This window comes from Candidatus Methylomirabilota bacterium (genome assembly GCA_035315345.1).
Classification (GTDB): Bacteria; Methylomirabilota; Methylomirabilia; order Rokubacteriales; family CSP1-6; genus CAMLFJ01.
The window spans coordinates 1-11061 of record DATFYA010000035.1; the positions used below are offsets into that span (position 1 = coordinate 1).

The window sequence follows — 11061 nt, forward strand, 5'->3', positions numbered from 1 at the left end:
CATCTGGGAGGAGACCCCGCTCGTCGCGAAGGCGCGGGCGCGCTAGCTCCGGAATTCGGCGCGGGCCCTCAGCGGCCGCGGTGCTTCGCCAGGAACTCCAGGCAGATCGCGTTGAACCTCTCCGCCTGCTCGATGAAGTGCAGGTGCCCGGCATCCTCGATCGCGTGCAGTGAGGAGCCCGGGATGCCGGCGTGCAGGTCGCGCGACGACGAGGGCGGAACCAGGATGTCCTCGATCCCGGTGGTGATCAGCGTCGGGACGCGGATCTCCCCGAGACGCGACATCGTGTCGTGCCCGCCGATGGCCTGCGCCTGGCGGGAGAGCCCTTCCAGGCTGATCGGGTAGGGGTAGGTCAGGGCGCGCTCGATCCAGAAGCGGATGAACTCCGGGCGCTCGACCATGGTCTTGCGGCACAGGATCCAGGGCATGACCGCGCGGGTGTACAGCTCGCGGTCGCCGCGCGCCTTGATCGCGATCAGCGTGTCGATCAGGAAGCGGCCGTACGCGTCGGTCCCCGGCGTCGTGCAATGCAGCTGCAGGGTGCGCACGCGATCGGGGTGCCGCAGGGCCAGCTCCTGGGCGATCATGCCGCCCATCGACGCGCCGCAGATGTGGGCGCCCCGGATGCCGAGGGCGTCCATCAGTCCCACCACGTCCTCGGCCATGCCCGCGATGGTGTAGGGACCGTCGGGCACCTCGCTCTGGCCGGCGCCGCGGTTGTCGAGCGCGATCACGCGATGCGCGGCGGCGAAGGCGGGCGCCTGCAGGGCCCACGCGGTGTGGTCGCCGCCCCAGCCCATGATCAGCACCAGCGGCGGGGCGTCGGGCGCGCCGGTCTCCTGGTAGAAGAGCCGCACGCCGGTGGCGTTGACGGTCGGCACGGCGATCAGGAGGCGACGGCGGCGAGGAGCTCGGCGATCTCGGCGTGCGTGGCCGCGTCGAGCGCGGGCGCCGGCGGCCGGACCACGGCGCACGCGATCCAGCCGCGGCGGCGCAGGATCTCCTTGCGGATGCCGACCGCGGTGCCGGGCGTGGCGCCGGGCTGACTCTCGTAGCGGATCATCGGCAGCCAGCGGTAGAAGAGGGCGCGCGCGTCGTCCCGACGGCCCGCGACGAAGTGCTCGCGGATGGCGCGGAGAGCCTCGGGGAACGGGAAGCCGGTCATCGCGCCGTCGGCCCCGCGCGACAGCTCCTCGAAGAAGTACACCCCGCCGAGGCCCCCGAAGATGGCCACCCGGTCGCCGAAGAGCGCGCGCAGGCGCGTGATCTTGGGCAGGGTGGGCGGCTCCTCGAGCTTGACCGCCTCGATCTGCGCGATGTCCGCGCAGAGCTGCGCGATGAACGGCGCGGGCATCGTCACCTGCGTGGTCACCGGCTCGTCCTGCAACACCAGCGGCAGCGCGGTGGCCGCCGCGACGGTACGGTAGTACTCGGCGACCGCATCGAGATTCTTCAGCCCGGCGGGCGGCGCCACCATCAGCGCGTCGGCGCCGTGCTCGCGGGCCATGCGCGCGAAGGCGGTGGCCAGGTGCGTGCCGGAGGCGGAGACGCCGACCGCCACCGGCGTCCGACCCCGCGTCTCCTTCGCCACGATCTCGATCACGCGGCGGCGCTCCTCGTCGGTGAGCCGATGCGCCTCGCCCGCGATGCCGAGGATGGTGAGGCCGGTCACGCCGGTGGCCAGGGCGGACTCGACCAGCCGGGGGAGGCCTTCGACGTCGAGGGCGCCGTCCTCGCGGAACGGAGTCGCGAGGATGTGGAAGATGCCGGACCAGCCAATCATGGGATCGAGAGCACCCCTCACCCTGCCCTCTCCCCTATGGGGAGAGGGAGGCGTCAGGCCCTCACCTGGCAGGCGACCCAGTGGCCGGGCGTGATCTCCTTGAGCACCTGCTCGTTCTCGGAGCAGGACGGAACCCGGATCGGGCAGCGGGTGTGGAAGCGGCATCCCGAGGGCGGCTTGATCGGGCTCGGCACGTCGCCCTCCAGCAGGATGCGCTTGCGCTTGATTGCGGGATCGGGGATCGGCACCGCGGAGAGCAGCGCCTCGGTATAGGGGTGCTTCGGGTTGGTGTAGAGCTCCTTGGCGGGCGCGATCTCGACGATCTTGCCGAGGTACATCACCGCGACGCGCGTCGAGATGTGCTCGACCACCGAGAGGTCGTGGGCGATGAAGAGATAGGTCAGGTTGAACTGCTTCTGGAGGTCTTCCAGCAGGTTGATCACCTGGGCCTGGATGGAGACGTCCAGCGCGGAGACCGGCTCGTCGGCCACGATGAGCTTCGGGCTCACCGCGAGGGCGCGCGCGATGCCGATGCGCTGGCGCTGGCCGCCCGAGAACTCGTGCGGGTAGCGGCGCAGGTGGTCGGCGCTCAGACCGACCGTCTCGAGCAGGTGCACCACCCGCTCGTCGCGCTCGCGCTTGCTCTTGGCCAGCTTGTGGATGACCAGCGCCTCGCCGATGATCGAGCCCACCGTCATCCGCGGGTTCAACGACGCGTAGGGGTCCTGGAAGATGATCTGCATGTCGCGTCGCAGGTGACGCAGCGAGCGCTTGTCCAGGGTGGTGACGTTCTTGTCCTCGAACCACACCTCGCCCGCGGTGGGCTCGATCAGGCGCAGGATGCAGCGGCCGGTGGTGGACTTGCCGCACCCCGACTCGCCCACGAGCCCGAGCGTCTCGCCCTTCAGGAGCGAGAAGCTCACGTCGTCGACCGCGTGCACCCGCGCGACTTCACGGGAGAAGAGGCCGCCGCGGATCGGGAAGTACTTCTTGAGGTTGCTGATCCGGAGGAGAGGCGTCTCAGCCATGGGTGGCCTCTAGTAGAGCCAGCAGGACACCTTGTGTCCCGGCTTGACTTCCTTGAGCACCGGATCCTTCTCGGTGCACACCGATTTGACGAACGGACAGCGCGGGGCGAACCGGCAGCCCGGCGCGATGTCACCCCGCAGCGTCGGCACCGTGCCCGGGATCGTCTCGAGGCGTCGGTGGGAGGTCGCGGCCAGGTCGATGCGCGGAATCGAGCGCAGCAGGCCCTGGGTGTAGGGGTGCAGCGGCTCCTTGAACAGATCGGCGACCGGCGCCTCCTCCGCGACCTTGGCCGCGTACATGACCACGACCCGCTGGGCGGTCTCCGCGATGACGCCCATGTCGTGGGTGATCAGCATGACCGCCATGCGCAGCTTCGACTTCAGCTCGTTGAGGAGGTCGAGGATCTGGGCCTGGATGGTCACGTCGAGCGCGGTGGTGGGCTCGTCGGCGATGAGCAGCTTCGGGTTGCAGGAGAGAGCCATCGCGATCATGATGCGCTGCCGCATGCCGCCCGACAGCTGGTGCGGGTACTCCTTCACGCGGCGCTCCGCGTTCGGGATGTGCACCAGCTTGAGCATGTCCACCGTCTTGGCCATCGCGTCGCGCCGGCCGAGCCCCTCGTGGAGGCGAATGGCCTCCGCGATCTGTTCCCCGCAGGTGAACACGGGATTGAGCGAGGTCATGGGCTCCTGGAAGATCATCGAGATCTCTTTGCCGCGGATCTTGCGCATCCGGTTGGCGGCCAGGGTGACGAGGTTGGTCCCGTCGTAGATGATCTCGCCCTCGACGATGCGGCCGGGCGGCTGCGGGATGAGCTTCATGATGCTGAGCGCGGTGACCGACTTGCCGCAGCCGGACTCTCCGACGACCCCGAGGGTCTCGCCCTTCTCGATGTAGAGGTCCACGCCGTCGACGGCCCGGACCACGCCCTCGTCGGTGAAGAAGTAGGTCTTGAGATTCTTGACATCCAGCAGGCGCTCGGCCATATGGTGCGGCCTCCTCTGGGGTGCGGGCGGCTACCAGGCCGCCGTGATCTCTCGGAAGGCCTCGAGGGCCCGCTCGATGTCGTTGCCGTCGACGTCCTTGTGGGTCACGCACCGGATGGTGGCGGGCCCGGTCTGGTGGATCTTCACCTTGCGGGCCAGGCAGCCCGTGACCAGCTCGGCGGCGCCCCCGTCCTTCTCGATCCGGAAGATGGCGATGTTGGTCTGCACGGTGGCCAGGTCGAGCCGGACGTGCGGCAGCCGACTCACGCCTTCGGCGAGCCGCCGGCAGTTGACGTGGTCCTCGGCGAGCCGATCCACCATGGACTCCAGCGCCACGATGCCCGCCGCGGCCAGCACGCCGACCTGCCGCATACCGCCGCCCAGCATCTTCCGCACCCGCCGCGCGCGCGTGATCAGCTCGCGCGAGCCGCACACCAGCGAGCCCACCGGCGCCCCGAGGCCCTTGGACAGGCAGAAGGTCAGGGAGTCGACCGGGCGCGCGAAGTCGGCGACCGGCCGCTCGAGGGCCACCGCGGCGTTGAAGATGCGCGCGCCGTCGAGGTGCACGGGAACGCCGGCGGCGTGCGCCGCCGCGGCCACCGCCTCGATCTGCTCGGGCGTGCAGCACGTGCCGCCGTGGCGGTTGTGGGTGTTCTCCAGGCACACGAGGCCGGTCATCGGGATGTGGATGTTGTTCGGCCGGATGTGCTCGCGCACCTGCTCGGGGGTGAGGAAGCCGCGCTGCGTCTTCACGGGCAGCGTCTGCACGCCGCCGAAGACCGCCGCGCCCGCGCCCTCGTAGTTGAAGATGTGCGAATCGGCGTCCAGCACCGCCTCCTGGCCGGGGCGCGTCTGGGCCAGCACCGAGACCAGATTGCCCTGGGTGCCCGAGGAGACGAACAGCGCGGTCTCCTTGCCGGTGCGGCGCGCGGCCATCTCTTCCAGGCGGCGGACGGTCGGATCCTCCTCCCAGACGTCGTCGCCGACTTCGGCGCGGGCCATCGCCTCGCGCATGGCCTGGGTGGGGACGGTGAGCGTATCGGAGCGGAGATCGACGACGTCGTGCATGGGTCTTACCTCGTAGCGGTCTGGAGGCGCTGAGCAGCGCGCCTGCCCCATTCGGTGTAAGGGTATTCGTCGGCCACCTGCCGGAACATCCTCTGCGAATCCTCGGGACGGCCGTCTCCCGAGTAGACCTCGCCGAGCCGGTAGAGCGCCTCCGGGATCACGAGGGTGCGCGGGTACTCATTGATCACCTTCTCGAGCCGCTGCCGGGCCGCGGCCGGATTGCCCTGGTTGATGTAGTACGCGGCGACCCACAGCTCCTTCTGGGCCAGGCGCCCGCGGCAGATGTCGACCTTGGCCAGCGCGTCGGCGGCGTAGCGGCTCTCCGGATACTCGCGGACCAGCACCTTGAACGACTCCATGGCCTTGCGGGTGATCTCCTGGTCCTGCTCGACCGGCTTCATCTGGTCGTAGTAGCTCATCGACAGCCGGAACTGCACCAGGTCGGCGATCTCGTGTCGCGGGTAGAAGGCCATGAAGGCCTCGAACTCCTTGATGGCCTTCTCGAACTGGCCCTCGCGGTAGTACGCCTCGCCGACCAGGAAGCGGGCCCGGGGCGCGTAGGTGGACTGCGGATGCCGCTCCGCCACCTTGCGAAACATCACGCGCGCCTCCTCGTAGCGGCTCTTGCTCAGCTGGCTCTCGCCCTCCGCGTACAGCTCCTGCGCCGGCGGCAGCGCCTGCGGTCGCTGCCGAAAGAAATCCGAAAGGGTCGTGCACCCGCTCTGCAGCAGGAGCAGACTCACGAATGCGACGTGAACCGAGAGGAATTTGAGGCGCATCGGCCAGGGGTCGGCCATCGATTGGCCCCCAGTTGTAAGGGGGGAAGTCTGGAAAGTCAAGGACATTGACAGGTCCCGGCCGGGCTCTCTATGATCAGCCATGCCGCCGCTGGGACCCGTCACCCTCCCGACGATGTACCGCGTGCGCCAGACCTTCCAGCGCACCCGTCTCGAGGACATCCCGGGAGGGGTCGCCAGGACCCTCGCAGCCGCGCATCTGCCCGTCGAGCGCGGCGACACCGTGGCGGTCGGCGCGGGCAGCCGCGGGATCGCCAACATCGCGGTCATCGTCCGGGCGACTGTCGACTGGCTGAAGGCCCAGGGCGCGCGCCCGTTCGTGTTCCCGGCCATGGGGAGCCACGGCGGGGCCACCGCCGAGGGCCAGCGATCGGTCCTGGCCCACTACGGCATCACCGAGGCGACCATCGGCTGCGAGATCCGGGCCTCCATGGATGTCGTCCAGGTCGGCGAAGCCCTCGGCCTGCCGGTGTGGCTCGACCGCACCGCTTCCGAGGCCGACTGGATCGGGCTGGTCAACCGGATCAAGCCTCACACCGACTTCAAGGGCTCGATCGAGTCCGGGCTCTTCAAGATGATGACGATCGGCCTCGGCAAGTACCAGGGGGCGACCCAGTATCACCGGGCCAACGTCAACCACGGCTACGAGACGGTGATCACCGCGGTCGGGCGCGAGATGCTCGCCAAGGCGCGCATCGGCTTCGGCCTGGGCATCGTGGAGAACGGGTACGACGAGACCGCGTGCGTCGAGGCCTTCAGCCCGGCCGAGCTGGAGGCGGGCGAGCGCCGCCTGCTGAAGGACGCGCGGGCCTGGATGGCCCGGCTACCGTTCTCGCCCCTGGACGTCCTGGTGGTGGAGGAGATCGGCAAGAACATCTCGGGTTCCGGCATGGACACCAACGTCATCGGCCGGCCCTCGAACCCCCACGAGCCGTTCCCGGCCGACCCGAAGATCCTGTGGATCGTCGCGCTGGACCTCACCGAGGACAGCGGCGGCAACGCCACCGGGATCGGCAACGCGGACTTCACGACCCGCCGGCTCGCCGAGAAGATCGACTGGAAGCCGACGGCCATCAACACCCTCACCGCCTGCGCCCCCAACGGGGCCAAGCTGCCGCTCGTGTTCGAGAGCGACCGCGAGGCGGTGGAGAACGCGCTCAACTGCATCGGCCTCACCCCGCCCGAGCGCGCGCGGGTGATTCGCATCCGCAGCACCCTCGTCCTCGGCGAGATCGAATGCTCGGAGGCGCTGCTGCCGGAGATCGCCAAGCGTCCCGACCTGACCGTGATCGGCGAGGGCCGGCCCCTCGCTTTCGACCCGGCCGGGCGCATCGTGCCCCTGTTCCCTCGGTGACCCTGGTCACCCCGGATCCCGTTCAATCCCACCAAGGAGGGTTCCCTCGCATGAGCATCCTGGCTCGGATCACGTCCTTGCTCGCGGCACTGGCGCTCGCGGTGCCGATGCCGGCTGCCGCCCAGCAGAAGGTCAACCTGGTGTTCTCCTCCGGACCGACCGGCGGATCCTGGATCCCGCTGGCTGGGGCGACCGCGGAGATCGTCAAGAAGCGCTACCCGGAGCTGGAGCTGCAGGTGGAGCCGGGGGCGGCGCTGGTGAACATGGAGAAGATTCGCAACGACAAGGCCGACCTCGGCTGGTCGATGACCAACGTGCTCTACGACGCCCGTAACGGCAAGGGCCAGTGGGCCGGCAAGCAGACCGACCGTCCGATGTACGTGGCCAGCTACTACCCCAACGTGTGGCAGCTGGTGGTGCCCGCCAACAGCGATATCCAGTCGCTCAAGGATCTCAAGGGCAAGGCGGTGTCGCTGCCGTCGCGGGGGAACACCAGCCTGGCCGACGGATGGGAGAACCTCCTGCGGGTCAACGGCATGAAGCTGGACGAGCTGGGTCCCAAGAGCTACGGGCCGGTGGCCTCGAACGCGGAGGCGGTGAAGAACCGCCAGGCGCTCGCAGCCGGCTGGTTCACCACCGTGCCGGCCTCGTTCATCCTTGACCTGGGCTCCACCATGAAGCTGCGCATGATCCCGGTGACGGACGCCGAGTTCGCCAAGCTGAAGGAGCTCAACCCCGGGTTCGTGCGGCACGTGATCAAGGCCGGCACCTACGGCGACCAGGGCATCGAGGTCGACGTGCCCACCTTCCAGTCGCCCACCATCCTGATCGCCTCCGCCAAGGCGCCGGCCGACGTGGTGTACAAGATCACCAAGGCCATCGTGGAGGGGCGGGGCGACTTCGTACACGTCACCAAGGCCATGCAGGGCATCACCCCCGCCGACATGGGGCGCGACTACGGGATGCCGTTCCATCCGGGCGCGGCGCGATACTACAAGGAAGCCGGGGTCCTGAAGTAGCGGTCGGTCGTCGTGCGCCGACTCGGCGGCTATCCCGGCCTGCTCCTGGGCGTGGTGGCGGTGGCCATGTCCGTCTACCACGTCTACGCTCGCCTCACCTGGTACGCGCCGGACCAGCAGGCCCTGCTCTACATCACGCTGGCCTTCAGCCTGGTCCTGTCGTTCCTCCTCTTCCCGGTCCGGAAGGGCCGGGCCCTCGACCGGGTGTCCTGGCCGGACCTGGCCCTGGCCGCGCTGTCGCTCGCCTGCGTGGGATACCTCTTCGTCAACTACCAGTACGTGGTGAACCGGTTCCCGACCGCGCACCCCCTGTTCCCGGCCGACAAGCTCGTCGGCGGGCTGGCGATCCTGCTGGTGCTGGAGGCAACCCGCCGGACCATCGGGGCCTCGCTGCCGATCGTGGCGGCCTGCTTCCTGGCCTACGGGCTCGCCGGTCCGTGGCTTCCCGGGGTGCTCTACCACCGGGGCCTGACCCTCGAGATCACCATCGACCAGACCTTCTACACCACCGAGGGCATCTTCGGTGTTCCCCTGGGCGTGGCCGGCACCTACGTGATCCTGTTCATCATCTTCGGCGCCTTCCTCGAGAAGTCGGGCGCTGGTCAGTTCTTCATGAATTTCGCCAACGCCATCGCCGGCGGGGCGCGGGGTGGTCCCGGCAAGGTCTCGGTGGTCTCCTCGAGCCTCTTCGGCACCATCTCCGGCTCGGCGGTGGCGAACGTGATGGTGGACGGCTGGCTCACCATCCCGATGATGAAGAAGACCGGCTTCAAGCCGGAGGCGGCCGCGGCCATCGAGGCGGTGGCCTCCACCGGCGGCCAGATCATGCCGCCCATCATGGGCGCGGCCGCCTTCGTGATGGCCGAGTTCCTGGGAGTCTCCTACACCAAGGTGATGATCGCGGCGGCCATTCCCGCCCTCTTCTACTACGGGGCCCTGTTCGCGGCCATCCACCTCAACGCGGTTCGCATGGGGCTGTCCGGCATCCCCAAGGCCGAGCTGCCGGTGCTGGGACAGATCATCTGGCGGCAGGGGCATCTCTTCCTGCCGGTGATCTTCCTGCTGGCCCTGCTCCTCCAGGGCTTCACCCCGACCTACGCGGCCATCGTGGTGTCCGCGCTGGTGATCCCGCTCTCCTGGCTGCGCCGTGAGACGCGTCTCGCCCCACGTGCGTGCGTGGAGGCGCTCCGAGAGGGGGCCGTGCATACCGTGCCGGTGGCGATGGCCTGCGCGTCGGCCGGCATCGTCATCGGCATCGTGCTGCAGACCGGCCTCGCCCTGCGCTTCACCAGCTTCCTGCTCGACGTGGCCGCGGGCCACCTGCTGGTGGCCCTGATGGTGACCATGCTGGCCGGCATCGTGCTCGGCATGGGCATGCCCACCACGCCCGCCTACATCATGCAGGCCGCCCTGCTGATCCCCGCCATCATCAAGCTCGGGGTCACCCCCATGGCGGCCCACATGTTCGCCTTCTACTTCTCGTGCCTGTCTGCGGTGACGCCCCCGGTGGCGCTGGCGGTGTACGCGGCGGCCTCGATCGGCGGGGCGGGGCTGTGGGGCGCGGGGCTGCAGGCCATGAAGTTCGCCGCCGCCGGTTTCATCGTGCCCTACTTCTTCGTCTACTCGCCGGCCCTGCTGTTCGACGGAGCCTGGAGCGAGATCAGCCGGGTGGTGGTCACCGGCATCATCGGGGTGGTGGCCCTGGCCGCCGGCCTCGAGGGCCAGCTGCTGCGCCGGGCCACCTGGCTCGAGCGCGGCCTGTTCGTGGTCGCGGCCTTCATGCTGATCGATCCCGGGGCGCTGACCGACGCGGTCGGCCTCGTGGTGCTGGCGGTGGGGCTGCTGCTCCAGTGGCTGCGGCCGGCGGTGGCCGGGGCGCCCGGGGCGGTTCCCGAGGGAGTGCCTCGCCCGTGAGCCGGTCGGCCCAGGTGGTACTGACCCTCGTCTGCGGCGCGCTGCTGCTCGGGACCCTGGCCTACGGGGTTCTCCGGCTGTACGCGGGATGACCCGACACGGCGGGCCGGGCGCAGCCGGAGCCTCTGCGGCTTGACACCGGCCGGCCCTCGGAATAGAGTCCGCAGACACTTCTCTCGATCCACTGTCCCGACCCGTTCCCTCGTGAGGAGGACTTCATGGGACCTGTCAGTCGCCGTCAGTTTCTGACGACTACCGGAGCTGGCCTCGCCGGCATCCTCGCCGCCCGTGTGCCGCCGGCCCGCGGCCAGCAGCGTGAGATCTCGTATCTCTGCTGGAACAACTTCGCGCCCGCCTCGGACAAGAAGCTCGCCGAGATCGGCCAGCGTTTCACCAAGGACACCGGCGTCAAGCTGAAGATCGACCACATCTCCCACATGGGGCCGCAGCAGGCGAAGTACGCCTCCGAGGTCCAGACCCAGGCCGGGCACGACATGGTGGAGATGCGCATGCACTTCCCGTGGCTCTACGAGCCGCAGCTCGTGGACGTCTCGGACGTGGTGACCGGGCTCGAGAAGCAGTACGGCAAGGCGATCACCTCCGCGTACGAGGGCGCGCACGTCAACGGCGTGTGGCGTGCGGTGCCGCAGTACCATGGGATGTTCGTGGCCGCCTACCGTGAGGACCTCTTCAAGAAGGCGTCGCTCAAGGTGCCGGACACCTGGGAGGACCTCTACACGGTCGGCCGCGAGCTCAAGAAGATGGGGAACCCGGTGGGCATCCCCATTAGCCAGAACTACGACTCGATCTCGACGGCGGGCCCGGTCCTGTGGTCGTTCGGCGGCATGGAGGTCGACAAGGACGGCAAGACGGTGAAGATCAACTCGCCCGGCACCGTCCAGGCCATCGAGTGGTACAAGAAGATGTTCAAGGACTGCATGGAGCCCGAGGTCCTGTCCTGGTCGGACGCCAGCAACAACCAATCGATCCAGGAGGGCAAGGCGGGCTGGATCCACAACCCGGTCTCGGCCTACATCGTGGCCAAGCAGCGCAAGCTGGTCACCGCCGACGGCATCAACCACCACCGGAGCCTGAGCGGGCCCAACGGGCG

10 protein-coding genes are annotated in these 11061 nt (G+C 69.0%); 4 read left to right on the forward strand and 6 right to left on the reverse strand.

The window, feature by feature from the left end; translation table 11 throughout:
• Positions 1-68 precede the first annotated feature (68 nt).
• From VKN16_04805 to VKN16_04830, 6 genes are read right to left on the reverse strand one after another with little or no spacing between them, the layout of a single operon-like run.
• Positions 69-881, reverse strand: coding sequence for an alpha/beta fold hydrolase (locus tag VKN16_04805; protein ID HME93518.1), 813 nt, complete (start codon positions 879-881; stop codon positions 69-71).
• A gap of 5 nt (positions 882-886) precedes the next feature.
• Positions 887-1783, reverse strand: a complete 897-nt coding sequence (locus VKN16_04810; GenBank protein ID HME93519.1) for a dihydrodipicolinate synthase family protein — start codon at positions 1781-1783, stop codon at positions 887-889.
• Positions 1784-1836: 53 nt separating this feature from the next.
• On the reverse strand, positions 1837-2811 hold the full coding sequence (locus VKN16_04815) for a dipeptide ABC transporter ATP-binding protein (protein ID HME93520.1): 975 nt from the start codon (positions 2809-2811) through the stop codon (positions 1837-1839).
• Between the two features lie 9 nt (positions 2812-2820).
• A complete protein-coding gene (locus tag VKN16_04820; protein ID HME93521.1) occupies positions 2821-3798 on the reverse strand; it encodes an ABC transporter ATP-binding protein in 978 nt (325 codons plus the stop codon).
• A 30-nt stretch (positions 3799-3828) separates the two neighbouring features.
• A complete protein-coding gene (locus tag VKN16_04825; protein HME93522.1) occupies positions 3829-4866 on the reverse strand; it encodes a GntG family PLP-dependent aldolase in 1038 nt (345 codons plus the stop codon).
• 5 nt (positions 4867-4871) lie between these two features.
• Positions 4872-5645, reverse strand: coding sequence for an outer membrane protein assembly factor BamD (locus VKN16_04830; protein ID HME93523.1), 774 nt, complete (start codon positions 5643-5645; stop codon positions 4872-4874).
• Between the two features lie 100 nt (positions 5646-5745).
• Here VKN16_04830 and VKN16_04835 point away from each other — a divergent pair, with 100 nt between their 5' ends.
• The 4 genes from VKN16_04835 to VKN16_04850 all read left to right on the forward strand — a co-directional run.
• Entirely contained in the window at positions 5746-7017 is a 1272-nt protein-coding gene (locus VKN16_04835; GenBank protein HME93524.1) for a [Fe-S]-binding protein, read from the forward strand.
• Positions 7018-7067: 50 nt separating this feature from the next.
• Entirely contained in the window at positions 7068-8036 is a 969-nt protein-coding gene (locus tag VKN16_04840) for a TAXI family TRAP transporter solute-binding subunit (protein ID HME93525.1), read from the forward strand.
• A gap of 12 nt (positions 8037-8048) precedes the next feature.
• Positions 8049-9950: a TRAP transporter permease gene (locus tag VKN16_04845; GenBank protein HME93526.1), complete on the forward strand. Its 1902-nt coding sequence runs from the start codon at positions 8049-8051 to the stop codon at positions 9948-9950.
• 218 nt (positions 9951-10168) lie between these two features.
• On the forward strand, positions 10169-11061 hold an 893-nt coding region (locus VKN16_04850), incomplete at its 3' end, for an extracellular solute-binding protein (protein ID HME93527.1).

What these genes read in the sequence shown, in the direction of transcription:
- VKN16_04815 (HME93520.1), bottom strand. Translation starts at nt 2,811, where the DNA reads ATGGCTGAGACGCCTCTCCTCCGGATCAGCAACCTCAAGAAGTACTTC.
- VKN16_04810 (HME93519.1), bottom strand. Translation starts at nt 1,783, where the DNA reads ATGATTGGCTGGTCCGGCATCTTCCACATCCTCGCGACTCCGTTCCGC.
- VKN16_04835 (HME93524.1), top strand. Translation starts at nt 5,746, where the DNA reads ATGCCGCCGCTGGGACCCGTCACCCTCCCGACGATGTACCGCGTGCGC.
- VKN16_04840 (HME93525.1), top strand. Translation starts at nt 7,068, where the DNA reads ATGAGCATCCTGGCTCGGATCACGTCCTTGCTCGCGGCACTGGCGCTC.
- VKN16_04825 (HME93522.1), bottom strand. Translation starts at nt 4,866, where the DNA reads ATGCACGACGTCGTCGATCTCCGCTCCGATACGCTCACCGTCCCCACC.
- VKN16_04830 (HME93523.1), bottom strand. Translation starts at nt 5,645, where the DNA reads ATGCGCCTCAAATTCCTCTCGGTTCACGTCGCATTCGTGAGTCTGCTC.
- VKN16_04820 (HME93521.1), bottom strand. Translation starts at nt 3,798, where the DNA reads ATGGCCGAGCGCCTGCTGGATGTCAAGAATCTCAAGACCTACTTCTTC.